The 22,135-nt window shown below is 72.3% G+C and carries 23 protein-coding genes and 1 pseudogene; 10 read left to right on the top strand and 14 right to left on the bottom strand.

The features are described 5' to 3' along the window. Nucleotides 1–119: 119 nt before the first annotated feature. Together K6U06_RS24830 and K6U06_RS19435 are read right to left on the bottom strand one after the other, a co-directional pair. Nucleotides 120–549: pseudogene (locus K6U06_RS24830) on the bottom strand (TA system VapC family ribonuclease toxin). Next, complete coding sequence (locus K6U06_RS19435) at nucleotides 546–785, bottom strand: hypothetical protein (protein WP_262323627.1); 240 nt, start codon at nucleotides 783–785, stop codon at nucleotides 546–548. Before K6U06_RS19435 ends, K6U06_RS24830 begins: the two are co-directional and overlap by 4 nt. A 97-nt stretch (nucleotides 786–882) precedes the next feature. Here K6U06_RS19435 and K6U06_RS19430 point away from each other — a divergent pair, with 97 nt between their 5' ends. Continuing rightward, on the top strand, nucleotides 883–1,134 hold the full coding sequence (locus tag K6U06_RS19430) for a type II toxin-antitoxin system Phd/YefM family antitoxin (protein WP_262323626.1): 252 nt from the start codon (nucleotides 883–885) through the stop codon (nucleotides 1,132–1,134). 24 nt (nucleotides 1,135–1,158) lie between these two features. Here K6U06_RS19430 and K6U06_RS19425 read toward each other — a convergent pair whose 3' ends face one another. From K6U06_RS19425 to moeB, 4 genes are all read right to left on the bottom strand, one after another. Continuing rightward, nucleotides 1,159–2,523 carry a dihydrolipoyl dehydrogenase family protein gene (locus K6U06_RS19425; RefSeq protein ID WP_262323625.1) on the bottom strand — a complete coding sequence of 455 codons (1,365 nt, stop codon included), beginning with the start codon at nucleotides 2,521–2,523 and terminating at the stop codon, nucleotides 1,159–1,161. Then, on the bottom strand, nucleotides 2,520–4,103 hold the full coding sequence (locus K6U06_RS19420) for a methylmalonyl-CoA mutase (RefSeq protein WP_262323624.1): 1,584 nt from the start codon (nucleotides 4,101–4,103) through the stop codon (nucleotides 2,520–2,522). The genes K6U06_RS19425 and K6U06_RS19420 overlap by 4 nt, the downstream gene beginning before the upstream one ends. A gap of 83 nt (nucleotides 4,104–4,186) precedes the next feature. Beyond that, nucleotides 4,187–4,831, bottom strand: coding sequence for a hypothetical protein (locus K6U06_RS19415; RefSeq protein WP_262323623.1), 645 nt, complete (start codon nucleotides 4,829–4,831; stop codon nucleotides 4,187–4,189). Nucleotides 4,832–4,915: 84 nt separating this feature from the next. After that, entirely contained in the window at nucleotides 4,916–6,094 is a 1,179-nt protein-coding gene (gene moeB / locus K6U06_RS19410; RefSeq protein ID WP_262323622.1) for a molybdopterin-synthase adenylyltransferase MoeB, read from the bottom strand. A 167-nt stretch (nucleotides 6,095–6,261) separates the two neighbouring features. Between moeB and K6U06_RS19405 the strand changes: the two genes are divergently transcribed. After that, on the top strand, nucleotides 6,262–6,861 hold the full coding sequence (locus K6U06_RS19405; protein WP_262323621.1) for a nitroreductase family protein: 600 nt from the start codon (nucleotides 6,262–6,264) through the stop codon (nucleotides 6,859–6,861). 71 nt (nucleotides 6,862–6,932) lie between these two features. On the opposite strand, the gene K6U06_RS19400 is transcribed toward K6U06_RS19405, so the two are convergent. Continuing rightward, nucleotides 6,933–7,718 carry an SIR2 family NAD-dependent protein deacylase gene (locus tag K6U06_RS19400; protein WP_262323620.1) on the bottom strand — a complete coding sequence of 262 codons (786 nt, stop codon included), beginning with the start codon at nucleotides 7,716–7,718 and terminating at the stop codon, nucleotides 6,933–6,935. A gap of 97 nt (nucleotides 7,719–7,815) precedes the next feature. Here K6U06_RS19400 and K6U06_RS19395 point away from each other — a divergent pair, with 97 nt between their 5' ends. After that, a complete protein-coding gene (locus K6U06_RS19395) occupies nucleotides 7,816–8,433 on the top strand; it encodes a hypothetical protein (RefSeq protein ID WP_262323619.1) in 618 nt (205 codons plus the stop codon). Nucleotides 8,434–8,494: 61 nt separating this feature from the next. Then, nucleotides 8,495–9,355, top strand: a complete 861-nt coding sequence (locus K6U06_RS19390) for an alpha/beta fold hydrolase (protein WP_262323618.1) — start codon at nucleotides 8,495–8,497, stop codon at nucleotides 9,353–9,355. 114 nt (nucleotides 9,356–9,469) lie between these two features. Here K6U06_RS19390 and K6U06_RS19385 read toward each other — a convergent pair whose 3' ends face one another. Further along, nucleotides 9,470–10,186, bottom strand: a complete 717-nt coding sequence (locus K6U06_RS19385; protein WP_262323617.1) for a TetR/AcrR family transcriptional regulator — start codon at nucleotides 10,184–10,186, stop codon at nucleotides 9,470–9,472. 85 nt (nucleotides 10,187–10,271) lie between these two features. Between K6U06_RS19385 and K6U06_RS19380 the strand changes: the two genes are divergently transcribed. Then, nucleotides 10,272–11,153, top strand: coding sequence for an NAD(P)H-binding protein (locus K6U06_RS19380; RefSeq protein WP_262323616.1), 882 nt, complete (start codon nucleotides 10,272–10,274; stop codon nucleotides 11,151–11,153). Between the two features lie 49 nt (nucleotides 11,154–11,202). Here the strand turns inward: K6U06_RS19380 and K6U06_RS19375 are convergent, their stop codons facing one another. After that, nucleotides 11,203–11,862, bottom strand: a complete 660-nt coding sequence (locus K6U06_RS19375; protein WP_262323615.1) for an IclR family transcriptional regulator — start codon at nucleotides 11,860–11,862, stop codon at nucleotides 11,203–11,205. A 33-nt stretch (nucleotides 11,863–11,895) separates the two neighbouring features. On the opposite strand from K6U06_RS19375, the gene leuC reads away from it, so the two are divergent. The 4 genes from leuC to K6U06_RS19355 all read left to right on the top strand — a co-directional run bounded on the left by leuC (nucleotide 11,896) and on the right by K6U06_RS19355 (nucleotide 15,719). Continuing rightward, the gene (gene leuC, locus K6U06_RS19370; protein ID WP_262323634.1) at nucleotides 11,896–13,317 is read left to right on the top strand and encodes a 3-isopropylmalate dehydratase large subunit; all 1,422 of its coding nucleotides are present in this window, start codon (nucleotides 11,896–11,898) and stop codon (nucleotides 13,315–13,317) included. A 38-nt stretch (nucleotides 13,318–13,355) separates the two neighbouring features. Next, nucleotides 13,356–13,949: a 3-isopropylmalate dehydratase small subunit gene (gene leuD, locus K6U06_RS19365; RefSeq protein ID WP_262323614.1), complete on the top strand. Its 594-nt coding sequence runs from the start codon at nucleotides 13,356–13,358 to the stop codon at nucleotides 13,947–13,949. Nucleotides 13,950–14,105: 156 nt separating this feature from the next. After that, entirely contained in the window at nucleotides 14,106–14,576 is a 471-nt protein-coding gene (locus K6U06_RS19360; RefSeq protein WP_262323613.1) for a hypothetical protein, read from the top strand. Nucleotides 14,577–14,621: 45 nt separating this feature from the next. Next, nucleotides 14,622–15,719 carry an NAD(P)/FAD-dependent oxidoreductase gene (locus K6U06_RS19355; protein ID WP_262323612.1) on the top strand — a complete coding sequence of 366 codons (1,098 nt, stop codon included), beginning with the start codon at nucleotides 14,622–14,624 and terminating at the stop codon, nucleotides 15,717–15,719. 7 nt (nucleotides 15,720–15,726) lie between these two features. Here K6U06_RS19355 and K6U06_RS19350 read toward each other — a convergent pair whose 3' ends face one another. Further along, nucleotides 15,727–16,917 carry a pyridoxal phosphate-dependent aminotransferase gene (locus K6U06_RS19350; protein ID WP_262323611.1) on the bottom strand — a complete coding sequence of 397 codons (1,191 nt, stop codon included), beginning with the start codon at nucleotides 16,915–16,917 and terminating at the stop codon, nucleotides 15,727–15,729. Nucleotides 16,918–16,935: 18 nt separating this feature from the next. Between K6U06_RS19350 and serC the strand changes: the two genes are divergently transcribed. Continuing rightward, on the top strand, nucleotides 16,936–18,069 hold the full coding sequence (serC, locus tag K6U06_RS19345) for a phosphoserine transaminase (protein WP_262323610.1): 1,134 nt from the start codon (nucleotides 16,936–16,938) through the stop codon (nucleotides 18,067–18,069). A 33-nt stretch (nucleotides 18,070–18,102) separates the two neighbouring features. On the opposite strand, the gene K6U06_RS19340 is transcribed toward serC, so the two are convergent. From K6U06_RS19340 to ilvC, 4 genes are all read right to left on the bottom strand, one after another. Next, entirely contained in the window at nucleotides 18,103–18,792 is a 690-nt protein-coding gene (locus K6U06_RS19340) for an ABC transporter ATP-binding protein (protein WP_262323609.1), read from the bottom strand. A gap of 38 nt (nucleotides 18,793–18,830) precedes the next feature. Continuing rightward, nucleotides 18,831–20,528: a hypothetical protein gene (locus K6U06_RS19335; protein WP_262323608.1), complete on the bottom strand. Its 1,698-nt coding sequence runs from the start codon at nucleotides 20,526–20,528 to the stop codon at nucleotides 18,831–18,833. A 69-nt stretch (nucleotides 20,529–20,597) separates the two neighbouring features. Then, nucleotides 20,598–21,041, bottom strand: coding sequence for a MaoC family dehydratase (locus K6U06_RS19330; RefSeq protein WP_262323607.1), 444 nt, complete (start codon nucleotides 21,039–21,041; stop codon nucleotides 20,598–20,600). A gap of 64 nt (nucleotides 21,042–21,105) precedes the next feature. Beyond that, nucleotides 21,106–22,134 carry a ketol-acid reductoisomerase gene (gene ilvC / locus K6U06_RS19325; RefSeq protein WP_262323606.1) on the bottom strand — a complete coding sequence of 343 codons (1,029 nt, stop codon included), beginning with the start codon at nucleotides 22,132–22,134 and terminating at the stop codon, nucleotides 21,106–21,108. Nucleotide 22,135 lies beyond the last annotated feature (1 nt).

The raw sequence follows: 22,135 nt of genomic DNA, 5'->3' as shown, positions 1-22,135 counted from the left end.
ACACAGCGCCGCCGCGTCGAGCAACTCACGGTTGGATTCGCTCCGTCCTTGCACCCGACAATTCTCGACGGTCTGGGCCCAAATCGCGAGCACCGAAGCGAGAATTGTTCAACAGTGTCCTAGAGGACCGTCAGGTTCTCCGCTGTGGCACCGTGCACCGCGGCGAGCGGTACGGACTGGTCGAGCGTTACGAATCGCCCGTCGTTGGCAGCAGCAAGAGCGAGAAGGTACGCGTCGGTCACCTGGCGCGGCCCGTGCAAGCGGGAACGGTCCACCATCCTGGCGCTGAGCACGCTGACGTCGCAAGGCCAAAAGGCATGGTGCTCGGTGTCACAGGCTCGGCCCAGCAACTCGATGGCCTCCATTGGAGACACCGGGCTCGGGTACCGGGGCTGGCATGATCCGCACGAAGCCGTTCTCAGTGATCGGACAAGACGCCCAACCGTCACCGATCTCGTCGTCGAGCCAGGCGCTCGCCCGGTCGTGGTCCACGTGGTCGGAATCGAGAAGCGTCAGCAGCACGTTGACATCGAGCAGCGCGCGCTTCACTCCGACTCCTCCTCCCGAAGCTGGTCGATCAGGGCGTTGGAGATGGCTGGGCCTCGGCGGGGAAGCGGGCGGAACCCGTGTTTGCTCGTCTCAGGGGCCTCTGCCTGCCGATGCTGCCCGGTCAAGGCCTGGCGAGCCAGCTCGGAGAGCACCTCCCCTGCAGTGCGCTTCTCGCGCCGAGCCCGCTCCTGCACCGCGAGCAGAACGTCGTCGTCGATACGGACAGTTGTGCGCACGCACCTGACGTTATGACATCAGAGCGGCGAGACAGTCGGTGTCCTCGGCACCGAGCCGGAGGGCCGGGCAGCTCAAGGCGCCCTACGCTGAAGCTCGATGGAACGGGTCGGGGTGAGGGAGCTCCGCCAGCACCTGAGCGAGTACCTCGTGCACACAGCCCAGGGCGAGTCGTTCCTGATCACCGACCGCGGGCGACCCGTGGGGCAGCTGACTCCGCCGGAGACCGACCGGTGGGCGCACATCCCGGCGCCTCGCGCGTCTCGTGGCAGCTTGCCCGCTCCCCTACCGGCTGGGGCGGGGCGGTCGGTCAGCGAGATCCTGGGGGATCTGCGCGCCGACGAACGGTGAGTTGGACCTTCCGCCCCCGCCGGGCTACTCGGCTGCGTCGGCGAGCGCTTCCGACAGCGTCGGGTGCACCAGGCAGCTCTCGACGATGTCGCTGACCTTCAAGTTGGCGGTCACCGCCAGGGCGATGACCGAGATCAGCTCCGCGGCGTGGCGGCCGACGATCGACCCACCGAGCACCACCCCGGTGGCCGGGTCGGAGATGATCTTCACGAACCCGCCCGGGTCGTCGTTGATAAGAGCCTTCGCGGTCGCCGCGTAAGGGACCTTGGTGACCCGGATCTTGCGGCCGGTGGCGAACGCGTCGGCTTCCGCCAGCCCCACGTCCGCGATCTCCGGCTCGGTGAAGATCGCCGACGCGGCCTTCTCGTAGTCGATGTGGCGGTGCTCGCGGGTGTGGATGCCCATCACGTGCTCGGCGATCTTGCGGCCCTGCATCGACGCCACCGACGACAGCGGCAGCTTGCCCGACACGTCGCCCGCGGCGTAGATGTGGGGGACGCTCGACTGGCAGTGCTGGTTGATCTCGATGTAGCCGCCGTCGGTGACCACTCCGGCTTCTTCGAGGCCCATCCCGTCGGAGTTGGGGATGGACCCGATGGCGAGCAGGGCGTGGGTGCCAAGCGCCACCCGGCCGTCGTCGCAGGCCACCGCCACGCCGGCCTCGGTCCGCTCGATCATCTCAGCCCGGGCGCCCTTGAACAGCCGGACACCCCGGCGCAACAGCTCGTCCTCGAGCGCGGCGGCGACTTCTGGGTCCTTGTTCGGCAGCACCTGCTGGCGGCTCACGATCAGGGTCACCTTCGAGCCGAACGACGCGAACATGTGGACGAACTCGACGCCGGTGACGCCGGAGCCGACCACCACCAGATGCTCGGGCATGGTCTTGGGCGGGTACGCCTGGCGGGTCGTCAAGATCCGGTCGCCGTCGGGCTCGACCCACGCCGGGATCCGGGGCCGGGTGCCGGTGGACACCAAGATGGCGTCGGCCTCCAGCTCCTCGAGGCCGGTCTGGGTCTCGACCACGACCGCGTGGGGGCCCTTCAGGCGGGCGGTCCCGTGGATCAGCCGGACCTCCTGGCTGACCAGCAGTTCGGTGACGTGGTCCTTCAGGCGGTTCTCGATGTCTTGGATCCGCTTGCGCTGGGCGTCGACCTCGAGGTGGGCGTCGAGGTGACTGAGGCCCATCCCGCTGATCCGGTCGGCGAAGCTCATGGCCCCGCCGGTGGCGATCATCGTCTTGGAGGGGATGCAGTCCCACAGGTGGGCGGCGCCGCCGAGGACGTCGCGCTCGATGAGGGTGACGTCGGCGCCGAGGCGGGCCGCGTAGGTGGCGGCGGTGTTGCCGGCGGGTCCCCCGCCGATGATCACGAACTTGACGGCCACGCTCATCGCTCCGGCTGGAAGACGCCGAACTCGGCGCGTAGGACGTCGCTGACTTCGCCGAGGGTCGCCCGGCGGGCCAGCGCTTCTTTCATCGGGTACAGCAGGTTGGCGCTGCCGCGGGCGGCGGTGGCCAGGTCGCCCAGGGCGGCGTCGACCGCGGCTTGGTCCCGCTCGGCCCTGGTCCGGGCCAGACGGGCGGCTTGGGTCGCCTGCAGCGCCGGGTCGATCGGGAACACCTCGGAGGGCTCGGGCTGGTCGTCGACGTAGCTGTTGACCCCGACGATGATCTTCTCCTTCGAGTCGACCTGCTTGGCGTAGGAGTAGGCGGCCTGCTCGATCTCGTCTTGCATGTACCCGGCCTCGATGGCGGCCACCGCCCCGCCCATCTCCTCGATCCGCTTCAAGTAGCCGTACGCCTCGATCTCCACCGCGTCGGTGAGGGACTCGACGAAGTACGACCCGGCGAGCGGGTCGACGGTGTCGACCACCCCCGACTCGCTGGCGATGATCTGCTGGGTCCGCAGGGCGATGCGGGCGGCTTTGGTCGTCGGCAGGCCGAGGGCTTCGTCGAAGCCGTTGGCGTGCAGGCTCTGGGTTCCGCCGAGCACCGCGGCGAGGGACTGGAGCGTGACGCGGGCGATGTTGTTCTCCGGCTGCTGAGCGGTGAGGGTCGATCCACCGGTCTGGGTGTGGAACCGCAGCAGCTTGCTCTTGTCGCTTTTCGCGTCGAACCGCTCGGTCATGATCCGGGCCCACATCCGCCGGGCCGCCCGGAACTTGGCGACCTCTTCGAACAGGTTGTTGTGGGCGTTCCAAAAGAAGCTGAGCCGGGGGGCGAACTCGTCGACCGACAGGCCGGCGTCGACCGCGGCTTGGACGTACGCGATCCCGTTGGCCAGGGTGAAGGCGATCTCTTGGACCGCGGTCGAACCGGCTTCGCGGATGTGGTAGCCGGAGATGGAGATGGTGTTCCACGAAGGCAGGTGCTTCGCGCAGTAGGCGAAGATGTCGGTGATGATCCGCATCGACGGCCGGGGCGGGTAGATGTAGGTGCCCCGGGCGACGTACTCCTTGAGGATGTCGTTTTGGATCGTGCCGCCGAGCTTCTTCGGGTCGACGCCCTGCTCCTCGGCGACGAGCTGGTAGAGCAGCAGCAGGGTGGAGGCCGTCGAGTTGATGGTCATCGACGTGGTCACCTTGTCGAGCGGGAGGCCCCCGAGCAGGATGCGCATGTCGTCGATGGAGTCGATGGCCACCCCGACCTTGCCCACCTCGCCCTCGGCGCGGGGGTGGTCGGAGTCGTAGCCCATCTGCGTCGGCAGGTCGAACGCGCACGACAGGCCGGTGCCTCCGCCGGCTAGGAGCAGCCGCCACCGCTCGTTGGTCGACTCGGCGTTGCCGAACCCGGAGTACTGGCGGATCGTCCACGGGCGGCCCCGGTACATGTTCGGATAGATGCCCCTGGTGAAAGGGACCTTCCCGGGCTCGCCCAGCTGCGCTCCGGGGTCCCATCCCTCCAGGTCCGACGGGCCGTACACCGGTTGGATCTCAATGCCGGAATCGGTGCGACGCTCGTCGGTGGCCATACGGTCAGGTTAGGGCGAGTGCGGCCGGGGTGGGCAAGCCCGGCGCCGGGGCCGCCCGCCGACCCCTCCGGCACCGCCCGCGGTCAGCGCAGCGGGCCGCCCGGGACGAGGTAGGGGGCGAGGGTGGCGACCGGGTAGGCGACGGTCACCGGCCCTGACGGGAGCGGGAAGCTGACCTGCAGCGCGCTCCGCGACAGGCCCCAGCGGGAGAACGCCGCCGCGGTGGGGGCCGCGAGGCGCGACGCGCTGGCGGCGTCGGTCCCGCCGGCGGTCAGCTGGGCCTGCGCGGTGGAGGCCATGTACTGCAGGTACCCGCCGCGGAGGAGGTCGCTGAGGGCCAGGCGCTTCCCGCTCGGCAGGGAGAACGTCGCGGTGGCGACGGAGCGGTCCGAGCACAGCCAGCGAAACGACACCAAAGCGGCATCGGACCTGGTGGTGGTCAGGTTGCACGAGCGGCCGCCCGCGCCGAGGCCGGAGGCCAGGGCCCGCACCGCGGCGTTGACCGCCGGGGCGCCCTGGCCGCCGGCCAGCTGCGGAATTGCGACCGACCCGACCGTCACCTGGGTGATGGTCGGGCCGGTCGCTGCCGCTGTGGTCGGCGTGGTCGCTGGCGCGTTCGGTGCGCCGGTGAACGCCGGGTTGTCGTGGCTGACCGTCCCGCAGCCCGCCGCGGCAGCCCCGACCGCCGCGGCCACGGCGAGGCCCCGCAGTGCCGAGCCGCCGGCCACCCATTTCGATCCGCAGCGCACCGGCGAGAACCTACACACTGCGCTTCGGGGGCAGCCGGCGCCCCTTTCCCCACCTTTGGCTGGTTAGCCGACCGGGGCCGCGATCGGGTGGGGCATGCAGTACTCGTCGTACTCGGCGATCACCAGGTCTTCTTTCGGGATCGAGCACGCCGCGCACTCGGGGTCGCGGTTGACCTTGAAGGTGCGGAAGGTCTCCTCGAGGGCGTCGTAGGCCAGCAACCGCCCGACCAGCGGGTCGCCGATGCCGAGGAGCACCTTGATGGCCTCCATGGCCTGGATGCTGCCGATAATGCCGGGCAGCACACCGAGCACGCCGGCCTCGGAGCACGACGGCGCCAGCTCGGCGGGAGGCGGCTCGGGGACCTGGCAGCGGTAGCACGGACCCTGGTGGGGCAAATAAACGCTGGCCTGCCCCTCGAAGCGGAAGATCGACCCGTGGATCACGGGGATGTCCAGCTTCAAAGACGCGTCGTTGACCAGGTACCGGGTCGGGAAGTTGTCGGTGCCGTCGATGATCAGGTCGTAGCCGGCGAAGATATCGAGCACGTTGTCGGCGCCGAGGCGCACGTCGTAGGTGACCACGTCGACGTCGGGGTTGATGCCGGTGAGCGTCTTCTTGGCCGAGTCGACCTTGCGTTCGCCGATCCGGTCCATGTTGTGGAGGATCTGGCGTTGCAGGTTGGACTCGTCGACCACGTCCATGTCGATGATCCCGAGGGTCCCGACCCCGGCCGCGGCCAGGTACATCGCCGCGGGCGAGCCGAGGCCGCCGGCGCCGAGCAGGAGGACCTTCGAGTCGAGGAGCTTCTGCTGTCCGGCCACGTCGACCTCGGGCAGCAGGAGGTGGCGCTGGTAGCGGTTGCGCTGCTCGGCGCTCAGCGACGCCGGGGCTTTCCAGTCCCGGCCCTCGTCCTTCCACTTGTTGAACCCGCCGGCCATCGACGCCACGTCGCTGTAGCCGAGCAGGCGCATCGTGTCGGCCGCGAACGCCGAACGGGTCCCGCCCGCGCAGTAGATCACGACGTGGGCGTCATGGTTGAGGACCTTGTTCTCGACCTGGCTCTCGAGGTGGCCGCGAGGGATGTGGATGGCCCCGGGTATAGCCCCCTGCTCGTACTCGTCGGGCTCGCGCACGTCGAGCACCACCGTCCCCGGGCGGGCCAGCTCCTCGGCGGCGGTGATGGTGTCGATCTCGCGGATGCGCGCCTTGGCGTCGCGCAGAAGGTCTCGGAAGCTGGGCATCGATACGGCCTCACTCGGGTTGCGGATGGCGGATTCCGGTTTCGGGGTGCGCTCAGCGGTGCCGCCGAAACCGGGCGTACTCGTCAGAGGTAAACCCTACTAGGCCGGTCGTCATTCCCTCGTCGGGGGATCGGGCCCTCCCGGCCGCCGCGTAGGGTCGGGAGGCGATGGAGTTCGACGAGGTCGTGCGGCAGCGGCGGATGTGCCGCAACTTCCTCGACCGGCCGGTCGACCCGGTGGTCGTCGACCGGCTCCTGGCCCGGGCCCGGCGGGCCCCCTCGGCGGGCCACACCCAGGGGTGGGCGTTCGTGGTGCTGGAGGGGCGGGCGCAGACCGACCGGTTCTGGCAGCTCGACGCCGACCCGGCGTGGCTGGCCAACCCGACCCACCCGGGGCTGCTGCGAGCCCCGGTGATCATCTTGCCCCTCGCCGGCCGGGACGAGTACCTGGCCCGGTACGCGGAGGCCGACAAGCTCCCCGTCGGTCGGGCCGATCCCGAAGGGTGGCCGGCGCCGTACTGGGTGGTGGACACCGCCTTCGCCACGATGGTGCTGCTGCTCGGGGCGGTGGACGAGGGGCTCGGGGCGCTCTTCTTCGCCCTCCACGCCCCGCCGGCCCAAACCCTCGCGGCGTTCGGGGTCCCCGACGGCTGGGAGGCGCTCGGCGCGGTGGCCCTCGGGTGGCCGGCCGCCGACCACCGCCCGTCGTCGTCCGCGGCGCGGGGACGGCGCCCCCACTCCGAGGTGGTGCACCGGGGCGGCTGGTAGCCCTCCACTCGCGGTTTGGGGACTGCTGGGGCCGGGCCCGGTCTTCGAGGGGCGGCGGCCGGCCCCGGCGCTCAGGCCGGTTCGACCAGCACCGGGAGGACGTCGCTGATCGAGTCGCGGACCACCGCGTCGGCCAGGCGGTCGTAGGCAGTCGGCTCGGCGTTGACGATCACCAGGCCGGCGCCGTGGCGTTTGGCCATCGGCACGTAGCCGGCGGCGGGGTGCACGCTGAGCGTCGTGCCGACCGCGAGCACCAAATCGCAGTCCTCGACCGCGGCGTCGGCCCGGGCCAGCACGTCGGGGTCCAGGGACTGCCCGAAGGAGATCGTCGTGGACTTAAGGATCCCGCCGCAGGTGCGGCAGTGCGGGTCCGCCTCCCCGTCCCGGACCCGGGCCAGCGCCCGCTCCATCGGCGCCCGCTCGCCGCAGGACCAGCACACGACGTGGTGCATGGTGCCGTGCAGCTCGACGATCAGCGCCGGGTCGGTCCCGGCCTTTTGGTGCAGCTCGTCGGTGTTCTGGGTCAGCACCGCCCGCAGCCGGCCCTGCTGCTCGAGGGCCGCGACCGCCCGGTGGCCGGCGTTGGGCGACGCGGTCCACGCCGGATGCCCGAGGCGGTTGCGCCACGCCTCGACCCGTAGGTCGGCGTCTTCGAGGTAGTCGCGAAGGGTCGACGCCCGCTCGGCGCGGGGGTTGCGGGTCCAGACCCCCTGCGGTCCTCGGAAGTCGGGGATCCCCGAATCGGTGGAGATGCCCGCTCCCGACATCACCACGATCCGCCGGGCCGCTGCGACCAGGGCCCGGGCTTTGTCGATGCCGGAGTCCGCCTCTCCCCTGCCCGCCTCGGTGCGCTCCACACCGCCACTCTAAGGCCCCTCTTGCACATTCAGAGAGCATGAAATATGCTGAAACATGCTGAAGTCGTGATTTCCACCGCATGAGGGAGCTGATCCGGTGCCACCGCTGTTGACCTTCGCGTCCGATTCGATGACCATCCGCCCGTGGCCCGACGACGTCGTCGACCGGGTCGGCTTCGATCCCCGGTCGGTCTACGTCGAGCGGTTCTGGCTAGGGGTCCTCGGCCCGTCGACCACCTGGCTCCTACGCCGGCTGGCCGCCGGCTTCGACGACGCCCCGGACGGTTTCGTGCTGGACCTGGGAGAGACGGCGCGCAGCATCGGGCTGGGTGACCGGGGCGGGCGCCACTCCCCGTTCCTCCGCTCCGTCAACCGGATGATGCAATTCGAGATGGCCTTCCTGGTCGGCCCCGACGAGTTGGCCGTGCGCCGTCGCCTGCCGCCGCTCAACCGCCGGCAGCTGGTCCGCCTCTCCGAGGCGCAGCAGGCCGACCACGCCCGCTGGCAGCAACGCCAGCTCGACGCCCCCGGCGACGATGCCCAGCGGAGGCGCAGCAGGCAGCTGGCTCTCAGCCTGCTGGAGCTGGGCGAAGGCGCGGAGGAGGCGGAGCGGCAGCTGCTGCGGTGGCGCTACCCCCCGCTGCTCGCCCGGGAGGCCGCGGATTGGGCCGCGGCGCGCCATCGCAGCGCCGAGGCCGCAGCCCAGGCCGGCTGACCGCCCAGGGCCGGGCCGGACCCGCCACTCGTAGCGACGCGGGCACCGGTACCGTTCGACTGTGCCCGGCTACCCCCCGCCGCTGCCACCGGGATCCTTCGTCGAGGTGGCCGAGCGAGGGTCGATGTGGGTGTGGGACAGCGCCGGCGACCGGCCGACGGTCCTGCTCCTCCACGGCTGGACATCCACCGCAGCGCTCAACTGGTCGCCGACCATGCTGGCCCTGGCCCGCTCGTGGAGGGTGGTGGCCCCCGACCTGCGGGGCCACGGCCGGGGCATCCGGGGACGGCGCTTCACCCTCGAGGACTGCGCCGACGACCTGGCCGGGCTGGTCCGCACCCTCGACACCGCGCCGGTCATCGTCGTCGGCTACTCGATGGGCGGCCCGATCGCCCAGCTGCTGTGGAGGCGCCACCCCGATGTCGTCGCCGGCATGGTCTTGTGCGCGACCGGCGCCCGGCTGCCGGGGCGGGCCGACCTGGCTCCGGCGGTGACCGCGGTCGGGATGGGGCTGTCCTACCTGATCTCGGCCATCCCCGGCGGGTGGCACCAACAGGCGCTCACCCGGATGGTCGAGGCCCGCGACGACAACCCGGATCGGGCCCGGTGGGTGATATCCGAGCAGGGTCGCAGCGATCCGGCGCTGCTGGTGCAGGCCGCGGCGGCGCTCAACAACTACGACGCCACCCCCTGGATCGGCGAGATCGACGTGCCGACGACGGTGATCATCACGACCAAGGACCGCACGGTGCCTCCCGACCGCCAGTGGCAACTGGCCCGCACGATCCCCGACGCCGAGCACGCCACCATCGCCTGGGGTCACCGGGCCTGCGTCGAGGCGGCCGACCGCTTCGTGCCGGCGCTCGATCGGGCCTGCCACTCGACGTGGGGCCGGGCCCACGGCATAGGCCGCACCGGCTGACGGGCCGCGGTGTGGCCGGTCCGGGGGCGCGGCAGCGCCCCCGGACCGGCCGTTGCGAGAGGGGGCGGCGAGCGCAGCCGTCGCGCCCAGAGCGCTCAACGGGCAGGCGAGCTATCACAAGGCGTTGACGACGCGATCGAGCCAGTCGTCTAGGAGCTGTCGCTCGGCGGCGCTCAGCACGGTGAGTTCGGGCGTGATCGCCCGGAAGGCGACGGCGGTCGCGAGCGTGCCGTCGGGTGGAGCAGTGGATGGGTCGGTGAGGATGTGGGCGAGAACTGCCTGATAGACCGCGTCTGGGAGCTCGGGGTCGCGCTGCTCGGCTGGGGTTGCCAGCAGCGTCTGGATGACGCCGGTGCCCGCTGCTTGGATCATGGCGACGGCGCGTGGCTCGCTCACCCGCAGCCGTCCGGTGACCGCGACTCGGTGCACTCGCGCCTCGAGGACGCGCCGGCCGGTTTGCGCTGCGGGGGAGCGCGCTACTCGGGCCGGGTCGCTGAGCAGGCGGAACAGCGCCGGGTTGGCGAGACCGAACTCGATCTGGGATCGCCAGCCGGCGTATAGATCCTCGAGCGGATCGACGCTGTCGGCCTGGGCCGCCTCCACCTTCGCGGCCTTGGAGGCCGCGAACTCGGCCATGACAGATTCGGCGACCTCGTCGAGCAGGCTGTCCTTGTCGCCGAACAGCCGATAGATCGCCGGTGGCTGGACCCCGGCGTGCTCGGCGACTCCACGCGTCGTCACCGCCGCCGGCCCGTGTTCGCGAAGCAGCTGAGCCGCGGCCTGGATGATCCGGGACCGGTTCTCACTCCGCTTCCCCGTCAGACCACCCATGTTTCCAACGATAACGGATCGCTGCTACCGTAGATGATGCCAGTGATAACACAATGACGTTTTCGTCGCTAACGAAAGGACCATCGTGATCATCGACACGGGCGCAACAGGCGCCTTGAACGGCGCGACCGTCGAGCACCTCCTCCAGCGCGTGGCGCCCGAAGAGATCGGCGTCGCCGTTCGCGACCCGGGCAAGGCCCGCCACTTCGTCCAACGCGGCGTGACAGTACGGCGCTGCGACTACGCCCAGCCCGACACGTTGCCCACCGCCTTCAACGGAGCCGACCAGCTGCTGCTCGTCTCCTCGAGCGACCCGACGGCCGACGCGGTCAGCCTGCACCGCGCCGCCATCGACGCGGCCGCAGCCGTCGGGGTTGGGCGCATCCTCTACACCAGCCACCAAGGCGCCGCGGCAGGCAGCCCGTTCGGTCCGGCCCGCGATCACGCCGCCACCGAGACCCTGCTCAGCGACTCGGGCATACCGTGGACCTCGCTTCGCAACGGCTTTTACGCCCACAGCCTCAACTGGCTGCTGGGGCCGTGGCGCGAGACCCGTCGCATCACCGTGCCCGCCGACGGGCCCGTCTCCTGGACCGCCCGCGAGGACGCCGCCGAGGCCGCCGCCATCATCCTGGCCTCCGACGGACGCTACGACGGCCCGATCACCCTCACCGCGACCGCCGCACCGACGTTCGAGGACATCGCCGGCATCGCCTCGGAGGTATCCGGCCACGAGGTCGGCTTCGAGGTGATCGACGGGGACGCCTGGGTCGCCGACCAGGTCAGCGCCGGCCAGCAAGAGTTCATGGCCCGGTTCATGCTCGGGACCTACCAGGCCGCCCGCGACGGCTTCTTCGCCGGCGTGGACCCGCCGCTCGCCAGACTGCTCGGCCGCGAACCACAGACCGTGCGAGACCTCCTCGCCAAGCCCGCCGCCAGCCCACATGGAGCTTCGCCCGAACGCTGAAGCCGGTGCGCTCGCGGGGAGCGGGGCGGGGCGCCGGGAGGTGCGGGGCTCACCTCCCGGCCATCGCCTCCTCGACCGCCCGGGCGGCCGCGAGGGTCGCCGACGCGTAGCGCCGGCCCGGGGTGCGGCTGGTCCGCTCGATCGGCCCCGACACCGATACCGCGGCGATCACCTCTCCGTTGAGCATCACCGGCGCCGACACCGACGCCACTCCCCGCTCGCGCTCCTCGACGCTTTGCGCCCACCCGGCCCGCAGGACCTCCTCGCCGCCGGCGAGGACCGTCCCCGCCGATCCCTTGTCCATCGGCAGGGTGGCGCCGACGGCCACGATGGTCCGCAGGCTGTGGGGGGACTCCAGCGAGGCGACGCACACCCGCCGATCGCCGTCTCGCACGTAGAGCTGCACGCTCTCACCGGTCCGGTCCCGCAGCTGGGCCAGGGCTCCGGCCGCGGCCTCGCCGAGGCTGCGGGGGCCGCCGGTCGCCGCCGAGCCCAGCGCGACCAGCCGCCGGCCGAGGACGAAGCGGCCGGCGCCGTCGCGCCCGACCAGCCCGTGGCGCTCGAGCGCCACCGCCAGGCGGTGCGCGGTGGCCCGGGGCAGGCCGGTCACCTCGGCCAGCTCGGCGAGGGCCCGGGGCCGCGCTTCGAGGGCGCCGAGGATGTCGACGGCCTTGTCCAGCACTCCCACACCACTTACACTCTCTCCCACGACACGGGAATCTATCTCAGATTGTGAGAAGTGATGGTTGCTGCCTCCACCCCCCAACCCCGGACGCTGGCCGACAAGGTGTGGGACCGACACCTGGTCCGTTCCGGCGACGGCGAGCCGGACCTGCTCTACATCGACCTGCACCTGGTGCACGAGGTGACCTCCCCCCAAGCGTTCGACGGTCTGCGGATGGAGGGCCGCCCGGTCCGCCGGCCCGACCTGACCGTGGCCACCATGGACCACAACGTCCCCACCACCGGCCTCGACCGGCCGATCGAGGACCCGGTGTCGGCCAAGCAGATGGAAGTTCTGTCGGCCAACTGCGCCGAGTTCGGGATCCGCCTGTACGCGATGGGCGACCCCCACCAGGGGATCGTGCACATCATCGGCCCGGAGCTGGGCCTCACCCAGCCCGACATGACGGTGGTGTGCGGCGACAGCCACACCTCGACGCACGGGGCCTTCGGGGCGTTGGCGTTCGGGATCGGCACCAGCGAGGTCGAGCACGTGCTGGCCACCCAGACGCTGGCCCAGCCCCGCCCGAAGACCATGGCGGTCAACGTCGAGGGGGAGCTGCCGCCCGGCGTGACCGCCAAGGACATCGTGCTGGCCATCATCGGGCGGATCGGGACCGGCGGAGGGATCGGCCACGTGATCGAGTACCGGGGTTCCGCGATCCGGGCTCTGTCGATGGAGGGCCGGATGACGGTGTGCAACATGTCGATCGAGGCCGGCGCCCGCGCCGGCATGGTCGCCCCCGACGAGACCACCTTCGCCTACCTGGAGGGCCGGGACCACGCCCCGAAGGGCGCCGAATGGGAGCGGGCGCTCGAGGACTGGCGCAGCCTGGCCACCGACGAGGGGGCCACCTTCGACAAGGAGGTGAGCATCGATGCCAGCACGCTGACCCCGCACGTCACCTGGGGCACCAACCCCGGCCAGGTCCTGCCGCTCAGCGCGTCGGTGCCCGACCCGGCCAGCTTCGACGACCCCTCGGCCCGGGACGCCGCCAGCCGGGCCCTGGCCTACATGGGGCTGACCGCCGGCACGCCGCTTCGCGACATCCCGGTCGACACGGTGTTCATCGGCTCGTGCACCAACGGCCGCATCGAGGACCTCCGGGCCGCCGCCGCGGTGGCCGACGGCCGGCGGGTCGCGTCGTCGGTCCGGGCGTTGGTCGTCCCCGGCTCCGGCCAGGTCAAGGCCCAGGCCGAGGCCGAGGGCCTCGACCGGGTGTTCACCGCGGCCGGCTTCGAGTGGCGCGACCCCGGGTGCTCCATGTGCCTGGCCATGAACCCCGACAAGCTGGCCCCCGGCGAGCGCTCCGCGTCGACCTCCAACCGCAACTTCGAGGGCCGCCAGGGCCGCGGCGGCCGGACCCATCTGGTGTCACCCGAGGTGGCGGCGGCGACCGCGGTCGCCGGCCACTTCGCGGCCCCCGCCGACTTGAGCTAGAACCCCCCCGCCCGAACCCAGCCTGCAGGAGCTTTCCCGTGCAACCCGTTCGCATCGTTTCCGGTACCGCCGTCCCGCTCGACCGCAGCGACGTCGACACCGATCAGATCATCCCCAGCGACTGGCTCAAGCGGGTCGAGCGCACCGGCTTCGGCCAGGGGCTGTTCGGGGAGTGGCGCGACGACCGCGACTTCGTGCTCAACAAGCCGGAGTACGCCGGCGCGGTGATCCTCGTCGCCGGACCCAACTTCGGGGTGGGCTCGTCGCGTGAGCACGCGGTGTGGGCGTTGATGGACTACGGCTTCCAGGCGGTGGTGGCGCCCCGCTTCGGTGACATCTTCCGTAACAACGCCACCAAGTCCGGGCTGCTCCCGGTCCAGCTCGACGCCGAGGCCGCCGGCGCGCTCATGCGGGCGGTGCTCGCCGACCCGGCGCTCGACATCACCATCGACGTCGAGCGGCGGACCCTCTCGGCGCCGGGCGCGGGGATCGAGGCGAGCTTCCCCCTCGACCCGTTCATCCAGCACCGCCTCCTCGAAGGCCTCGACGACATCGGCCTGACGCTGCGCCACCGAGACGACATCGACCGCTTCGAGGGTGGCCGCCCGGCGTGGATGCCTACCTCGGCCTGAGCGCTCGCTGACCGGGCCTCCCGTCGCACTGGCCGGCCCTCAACCCGCACCGAGCGGGTCTGGGCGGGGCCTGCGGCCTTTCTCCCCTTGGTGTGCCGGCGGGCCGCTCGGCGGGCACCGGCTGCGTTGAGCACCAGTCGCAGTACCGTGTGGCGGATGCGACGTGCGCTGCGCCGGCTGGTGGTGCTGGCCGTACTAGGCGGCTTGCTCTGGTCGTCGCAGCGGTGGTGGCGGCTGTGGACCTCGCCGCCGGAAGAGATCGCCCCGGCCACACCGTGGCCCCCGGTGCCGCAGGATCCCGCGTCCGCGCCCCCGTCCCCGCCTGCGCCTGCGTCGCCCGCGGCCGGCTCGCCCCCGCCCGTGCTGGCCGAGGCGGCCCGCGCGGCAGAGCCGACCTCCGACGGCGGCGCAGAGCCCGGCGCTGGCGGCGGCGCGGAGCCGGACTACGACGGCGGAGCGGACCCGGTCGATGGCCGCTGCCCGGACGGGTACCCGGTCAAGGCCAAGCAGCGCAGCCGGATCTACCACCTCCCGGGGATGGCCCTCTACGAGCGCACCACTCCTGACCGCTGCTACCGCTCCGCGGAGGACGCGGAGCGGAGCGGGTTCCGGCGGGCCAAGCACTGACCGGCGCCCCACCGGGTACCGGCCCGGTGCGGGTAGACCCGAAGGGTGCCCCTCACTGACGTCATCGTGGTCGGGGCCGGCATCGCCGGCCTGACCGCCGCCCGCCGCCTGCAGGACGAGGGGCTGTCGGTGATCGTGCTCGACAAGGGGCGGGGGGTCGGCGGCCGCCTGGCCACCCGGCGGGTGGGCGGCGCCAGGGTGGACCACGGGGCGCAGTTCTTCACCGCCCGCAGCGACCGGTTCCGGGCGCAGGTGGACCGGTGGCTGGAGGCCGGGGTGGCCAGGGAGTGGTGCCGGGGCTTCCGCCAGCCCCCCGACGGCCACCCTCGCTACGTCGGCGCAGCGGGCATGACCGCGCTAGCCAAGGACCTGGCCGGCGGCGTCGACGTCCGGGTGGGCACCGCGGTAGGCGGGCTCACCCCGATCAGCGCCGGGTGGGCGGTGGCCACCCGCCGCCTCGCCGGGGACGGGGGCGGGGACACCCGGGGAGCCATCACTACACCGGAGGGCACAGGACCGGGGGACACAGGACCGGGGGACACAGGACCAGGGCCGACGGGCGCGGAGAAGGCCGGAGCGGGGAGCGCTGCCAGCAGCCGCGCCGTGTTGGTCACCGCCCCGGCCCCCCAAGCGCTAGCCCTCCTGGCGGCCGGCACCGTCCCCCTCCCGGCAGAGAGCGCCGAGGCGCTCGGCGCCATCCGATACGACCCGACCATGGCCGCCCTGGTGACCATCGAAGGCCCGTCGGCGGTGCCGGCGCCCGGCGGCGTGCAGCTCGACGAGGGCCCGATCCGCTGGGTCGGGGACAACCTGGCCAAAGGGGTGTCGGACGTTCCGGCGGTAACCCTCCACGCGTCGGGCCCGGAGTCCACCGCCCGGTGGGAGGAGCCACCCGACGCGACGCTTTCGGCGCTGCTGGCCGCCGGCGCCGGGTGGCTGGGCCCGTCCCGGGTGATCGAGGCGCAGCTCGTCCGGTGGCGCTACGCCCAGCCCACCGTCACCCACCCAGACCGGTTCCTGGTCGCGGTCGGAGGCCCTCACCCGGTGGTCTGCGCCGGGGACGCCTTCGGCGAGGCCCGCGTCGAGGGCGCGGCCCTGTCGGGGTGGGCCGCCGCGGGGGAGCTGCTCGAGCGCCTGGGGTGACGCCGGATCAGCCGAGCAGCTTGGCCACCCGGGTGATCCCCTCCACCATGACGTCGTCGGCGAGGGCGTAGGAGAAACGCCCGTAGCCGGGAGACCCGAACGCCTCGCCCGGCACGAACGCCACCTTGGCCTCCTCGAGCACGATCGCGGCCAGCTCGAGGGTGTCGGACGCCACCCGGCCGTTGAGCGGGCGGCCCAGCGCGCCGGACATGTCGGGGTAGGCGTAGAACGCCCCCTCCGGCTCGGCGCAGCGCACCCCGGGGATGTCGTTGAGCATGCTCAAGATGAGCTTGCGGCGCCGGTCGTACGCGGCGCGCATCTCGACCACGCAGTCGAGGGGTCCGGTGACCGCGGCGAGCGCCGCGACCTGCGACACGTTGGCCACGTTGGAGGTGGCGTGGGACTGCAAGTTGGTCGCGGCCTTGACCACGTCGGCGGGGCCGAGCAGCCAGCCGACGCGCCACCCGGTCATGGCGTAGGTCTTGGCGACGCCGTTGACGACCACGCAGGTGTCGGCCAGCTCGGGCACCAGCGCCGGCATGGAGGAGAACTCGGCGTTTCCGTACACCAGGTGCTCGTAGATCTCGTCGGTGAGGACCCACACGCCGTGCTCCACCGCCCAGCGGCCGATGGCCTCCACCTGCTCGGGCGGGTAGACCGCGCCGGTCGGGTTGGACGGCGACACGAACAGCAGCACCTTGGTGCGGGGGGTGCGGGCCGCCTCCAGCTGTTCGACGGTGACCCGGAAGCCGCTCTCGATGGTGGTGGGCACCGCGACGGTGACGCCGCCGGCGAGGTGGATGGCCTCCGGGTAGGTGGTCCAGTACGGGGCTGGCACGATGACCTCGTCGCCGGGGTCGAGCAGGGTGGCGAACGCCTCTTCGACGGCCTGCTTGCCGCCGTTGGTGACGAGGACCTGGCTGGGGGCCACGGTGTAGCCGGAGTCGCGGGTGGTCTTCGCCGCGATCGCGGCCTTGAGCTCCGGCAGGCCCCCCGCCGGGCTGTACTTGTGGTTCTTCGGGTCCCGGCAGGCCGCTACCGCGGCCTCGACGATGTGCTCGGGGGTCGGGAAGTCCGGCTCCCCGGCCCCGAACCCGATGACGTCCTCGCCGGCGGCCTTGAGGGCTTTCGCCTTCGAGTCGACCGCCAGCGTGGCGGACTCGGCGATGGAACCTATGCGCTGTGAGATGCGGGCCATTGCTGCCATGCTGGCACAGTGACCGGCGCAGTCCCGACCGATATCCGCATTCCCCCTGTCTTGCTGCCCGCTGACGGCCGCTTCGGCTCGGGTCCGTCCAAGGTCAGGCCCGACGCGGTGGCGGTGCTGGCGTCGCTCGGTACCACGCTGCTCGGGACGTCGCACCGCCAGGCCCCGGTCCGGGCGCTGGTCCGCCGGCTGCGCGACGGGCTGTCGGAGCTGTTCGCGCTGCCCGACGGGTATCAGGTGGTGCTCGGCAACGGCGGGTCGACACTGTTTTGGGACGTCGCCACGTTCGGGCTGATCGAGCGGCGCAGCCAGCACGTCAGCTTCGGGGAGTTCTCCTCCAAGTTCGCGGCCGCGGCGTCCGCCGCCCCCCACCTGGAGCGGCCCGACGTCATCGAGGTCCCGGCCGGAACCGCCGGCGCGCCGCGGGCGGAGGCCGGCGTCGACCTCTACGCCCTCACCCACAACGAGACCTCCACCGGGGTGGTCACCGATCTGCGTCGTCCCGAAGGCGCCGACGACGGCGCGCTGGTCGCGGTCGACGCGACGAGCGCAGCGGGCGGGGTCCGCTTCGACCCCGAGCAGGTCGACGTCTACTACTTCGCGCCGCAGAAGGGGTTCGCGTCCGACGGCGGGCTGTGGGTGGCGGCGCTGTCGCCGGCCGCGTTGGAGCGGGTGGCTCGGATCGCGGCGTCGGGGCGGTGGGTGCCGGCGTCGCTGGACCTGTCGATAGCGGTGGCGCAGAGCGCGTTGGACCAGACCTACAACACGCCGGCGTTGGCGACGCTGGTGCTGATGGTCGACCAGTTGGAGTGGATGCTCGCCGGCGGCGGCTTGGAGTGGTCGGCCGGCCGCTGCGACCGCTCCGCCGAGATCCTCTACCGCTGGGCCGAGTCGTCGGCGTACGCGGCGCCGTTCGTGGCCAAACCCGACGAGCGCTCGCCGGTGGTGGGGACCATCGACCTCGAGGGGGTGGACGCGCTCACGGTGAGCGCGGTGCTGCGGGCCAACGGGGTGGTCGACACCGAGTCGTACCGCAAGCTGGGCCGCAACCAGGTGCGGGTCGGGATGTTCCCCGCCGTCGACCCCTCCGACGTGGAGGCGTTGACCGCCTGCATCGACCACGTCGTCACCGCGTTGAGCTGACGAGCAGGAGCCTCAGGCGGCGACCCGGGAGGCTCAGCCGACCAGGGTGAGCACGTCGACGTCGCCGGGCGGCCCGTCGTAGACCACCGCCCCGTCGCGCAGCGCCACGCACCGGTCGACCTTGGCCACGTACTCCATCTGGTGGGTGGCCACGACGACGGTGGCACCGGCGGCGGCGGCGTCGTCCATCAACTCGATGAACGCGTCGCGCCCGGGCGGGTCGAGGCCGACGAAGGGCTCGTCGACGAGGAGCAGCCCGAAGGGGCGGATCAGCGCCAGCACGATGGCGGTTTTCTGGCGCAGGCCGCGCGAGAAACGCGACGGCAGGTCGTCGGCCCGTTCGGTCAGCCCGAGGTCGGTGAGCAGCCCCACGGCCCGGTCCTCCCAGTCCTCGGCGTCGTGGAGCCGGCAGGTGTACTCGATGTGCTCGAGGACCGACAGGTCGTCGTAGAGCACCGGGCTGTCCGGCAGGTAGGACAGCGCGGCGCGGGCGTCGTCGCTGCCGGCGGGTGCGCCGAAGATCTCCACGCTGCCGTCGCTCGGTTCGAGCAGGCCGGCGGCCATGCGCAAAAGGGTGGTCTTGCCCGACCCGTTGTGGCCGACGAGCACCAGGCGCTGCCCGTCGGGGACGACCAGGTCGACCGGCTCCAGCGCCACCAGGTCGCCGTAGGCCTTGGTCAGGCCGCTGGTGGCCAGGGCGTGGGGCTGGTTGGGGGTGGCCATTGAGGGCTCGATGCTACCGCCCGACGGCCGGGCCGGGCCTAGTGGCCGCCCGCCGGGCGGGCGGGCGGTTTGCGGGCGGTGTTGGCTTCCTCCATCGCGGCCTTGAACCAGGCCCGGGCCGCGTCCCGGTAGCGGACCCACAACCCCACCAAGGCGACGACGAGCAGGACCGGGGCCACGACGCCGGCCGCGGCGCCGACCGAGCTGATGCCTTTGGACGGGTGGCGGGCGACCAGCACCGGGACGAAGCCGATCACCGCGACCGCCGGCGGGACCACGATCCGGGCGATGGCCCGGGCTCCGGCCGCTTCGGGGGGCAGCATGGCGTCGGTGCTGGAGAACGCGGCCGGCGCGCCCTGCACGACGCTGATCGTCGCCCCCCCGACACCGGCCAGGGCGGCGGGCAGCGCCACCACCAGCCCGATCTTCCAGGCCAGCGCGGCGCCGCCGGTGACCGCCACGGCGGTGGCCACCCCGACCACGGCGACGGCCACCATGACCACGATCGACGGGCCGGCTTGGCGCAGCAGCAGGATCCCCCGCTCCCCGGTGTAGGACTCCCACCGGTCGGGGTGGTCGACCTCCTGGGCCATCGGCTCGATGGCGTCGAGCCCCGCGACGTACATCGCGCCGCCGGCGACGAGGAACAGCGGTGTGGTGCCCCGGTAGACCGCGACGCTGCACGCGCCGGCCACCGCGCCGAGAACGGCCATCCGCAAGAACCGGACGCCGGGGAAGCGGGCGATGCCGTGCCAGCCCCGCCGCCACACCGGGAACCGGCGGGCCTGACCGGCGGCCGGCCCGCGCTGGAGCGGGTAGGCCAGGCTGCGGGGCACCCGGAACCACGGCGTCTGGCGGGGCTGCTCCTGGGACAGCTGGCGGCGCAGGACGACCACGGTGCGCAGATCGCGAAGCGTCGCAGCGAAGCGGATCTGGCCGACCAGGCTGGCTCGCCGCTCGGCGGCCTCGATGGAGACGCCGGCGACCGACGCCAGCCCGGCGCTCATCGCGACCGCGCCGACGGCGACGCCGGCGAGCCCGACCAGGCGGAACTTGAGCGGCCAGAGGGCGACGTCGCCGAGGAACGTGGCCGGCGATGTGGTGGTGTGGGCCGCCAGGTCCACCGCGGACCACGCCGCGACCGCGGCGCCCAGCGCGGCGCCGCCGATGCGCCCGACGCGCCGCCCCGACACCATCATCGCCAACCCCAGCCCGGTCGGCACGGCCAGCCCGCCGACGAGCGCCCCGCACGCCAGCCACGCCGGGAACCCTCCGGGGAGGCGGCGGTAGGCCAGCAGCCCGGCGAGGGCCCCGGCGCCGGCGCCGGCGGCGGCCCCGAAGCGCAGCTGACGGAGGGCCGGGCGGCGGAGAGCGACGGCCCTGGCGACCGGTGAGAGCAGCACGTGGCGCACGTCGGCGGCCTCGATTACCAGCGGGCCGCCCCGCCCCCCGGAGCGCAGCCCGACCGCGAAGCCGAGACCGATGACCGCCCCGACGACCTGCGGGCCGCGGGAGGCGGCCTTGGCGGCGGTCGCGGCTCCCAGCCGCTGGTCGCCGACGACGCCGGAGAGGACCCACACGGCGATGCCGAGCACGACCGCGGTGATGTACACCCGGTAGACCGCCTCGGCGACGTCGAAGTCCTCGGTGCGGCGCCGGCGCCGGGCCCGGCGCAGGTCGGCGAGGGTGATCGCCGACGCTTGGTCGAACGAGGTTTCCTCGGCGATGGCGGCCATGGTGGCCAAACCTACTTTGATGCCGCCGCGCCGCCCAGGCGCCGGGCCTGCGTGGCCCGCGGCAGGCGTTCAGTCAGGCCGCCGGCCGAACAGGCCCCGCCCCGACATGGTCATCACCGTCTCGCCGGACTGGTTGGTGACCTCCCAGTCCAACACGAGCGTCCCCCGATCGGGGCGGGTCGCGGACGGTGTGGCCGAGGCGACGCGGACCACGGCCCGGAGGGTGTCGCCCGGGCGCACCGGGCGCAGCCAGCGCAGGGCTTCGATGCCCGGCGACCCTTGGGAGTCGGCGTCGGAGAGCATGGCGTCTACGTAGAGGCGCATGATCATCGCCGCGGTGTGCCAGCCGCTGGCGATCAGCCCGCCGAAAGGCGACGCGGCCGCCGCGGCCGGGTCGGTGTGGAACGGCTGGGGGTCGAACTGACGCGCGAAGGCCAGGATCTCGGCCTCGGTCACCGTCTTGGTGCCGAGGTCGATTACCTGGCCTTCGGGGAAGTCTTCGAAGTAGCGCACTCCCGCTGTCTACCGGAACCGGCGGTCGGGCCGGGCGGGCGGCGGGAGCGCCGGGCCGGGAGGCTCAGCCGCCGGAGACGTCCTGGACCCGCCCGCCGCCGGCGTTGATGAACGGCATCATGCTGCGCAGCTGGGCGCCGACTACCTCGATGGGATGCTCCTCGCCTTCCTTGCGCAGCGCGTTGAAGCGGTGCCCGCCGGAGCGGTACTCGTTGATCCACTCGTCGGCGAACGCGCCGGAGCGGATCTCGTCGAGGATCTTCTTCATCTCGGCCTTGACGCCGTCGCTCACGATGCGCGGCCCGCGGGTCAAGTCGCCGTACTCGGCGGTGGTCGAGATCGAGTAGCGCATCCCGGAGATGCCCTGTTCGTAGATCAAGTCGACGATCAGCTTCACCTCGTGGAGGCACTCGAAGTACGCCGACTCGGGGGCGTAGCCGGCGTCTACCAGGGTCTCGAACCCGGCCTGGATGAGGGCGGTGAGCCCGCCGCAGAGCACGACCTGCTCGCCGAAGAGGTCGGTTTCGGTCTCCTCCGAGAACGTGGTCTCGAGCACCCCGGCTCGGGTGCCGCCGATGGCGTACGCGTAGGACAGGGCCAGGTCCCGGGCGTGGCCGGAAGCGTCCTGGGCCACCGCGATCAGCGACGGCACGCCGCCGCCGCCCTCGTAGGTGCGCCGTACCAGGTGGCCGGGGCCCTTCGGGGCGACCATCGCTACGTCGACGCCTTCGGGGGCTTGGATCAGCCCGAAGCGGACGTTGAAGCCGTGAGCGAAGAACAACGCGTCGCCGGCCTTCAGGTGGGGGGCGATGTGCTCCTCGTGGATGGCCTGCTGGTCGGTGTCGGGGGCCAGGTTCATGATCACGTCGGCCTCCGCGGCGGCGTCGGCCATGGTGGCCACCCGCAGGCCGGCGGCTTCGGCCTTGGCCGCGGAGCGCGAACCGGGGCGGAGAGCGACGATGACCTCCACCCCCGAGTCGCGCAGGTTCAGGGCGTGGGCGTGGCCCTGCGAGCCGTAGCCGATGATCGCCACCTTGCGGCCCTTGATCAGGCCGGGGTCGGCGTCTTTGTCGTAGTACACGGTCGCGGCCATA

Source organism: Acidiferrimicrobium sp. IK (assembly GCF_025499425.1).
GTDB lineage: Bacteria > Actinomycetota > Acidimicrobiia > Acidimicrobiales > Palsa-688 > Acidiferrimicrobium.
This window is presented reverse-complemented; position numbering and strand designations above follow the sequence as displayed.

Excerpts from the sequence above, each read along its gene's own strand:
- K6U06_RS19340 (WP_262323609.1), bottom strand. The coding sequence starts at position 18,792 with ATGGCCACCCCCAACCAGCCCCACGCCCTGGCCACCAGCGGCCTGACC.
- K6U06_RS19405 (WP_262323621.1), top strand. The coding sequence starts at position 6,262 with ATGGAGTTCGACGAGGTCGTGCGGCAGCGGCGGATGTGCCGCAACTTC.
- K6U06_RS19360 (WP_262323613.1), top strand. The coding sequence starts at position 14,106 with ATGCGACGTGCGCTGCGCCGGCTGGTGGTGCTGGCCGTACTAGGCGGC.
- K6U06_RS19420 (WP_262323624.1), bottom strand. The coding sequence starts at position 4,103 with ATGGCCACCGACGAGCGTCGCACCGATTCCGGCATTGAGATCCAACCG.
- moeB (WP_262323622.1), bottom strand. The coding sequence starts at position 6,094 with ATGCCCAGCTTCCGAGACCTTCTGCGCGACGCCAAGGCGCGCATCCGC.
- ilvC (WP_262323606.1), bottom strand. The coding sequence starts at position 22,134 with ATGGCCGCGACCGTGTACTACGACAAAGACGCCGACCCCGGCCTGATC.
- K6U06_RS19430 (WP_262323626.1), top strand. The coding sequence starts at position 883 with ATGGAACGGGTCGGGGTGAGGGAGCTCCGCCAGCACCTGAGCGAGTAC.
- K6U06_RS19385 (WP_262323617.1), bottom strand. The coding sequence starts at position 10,186 with ATGGGTGGTCTGACGGGGAAGCGGAGTGAGAACCGGTCCCGGATCATC.
- K6U06_RS19335 (WP_262323608.1), bottom strand. The coding sequence starts at position 20,528 with ATGGCCGCCATCGCCGAGGAAACCTCGTTCGACCAAGCGTCGGCGATC.
- K6U06_RS19350 (WP_262323611.1), bottom strand. The coding sequence starts at position 16,917 with ATGGCCCGCATCTCACAGCGCATAGGTTCCATCGCCGAGTCCGCCACG.
- K6U06_RS19425 (WP_262323625.1), bottom strand. The coding sequence starts at position 2,523 with ATGAGCGTGGCCGTCAAGTTCGTGATCATCGGCGGGGGACCCGCCGGC.
- leuC (WP_262323634.1), top strand. The coding sequence starts at position 11,896 with ATGGTTGCTGCCTCCACCCCCCAACCCCGGACGCTGGCCGACAAGGTG.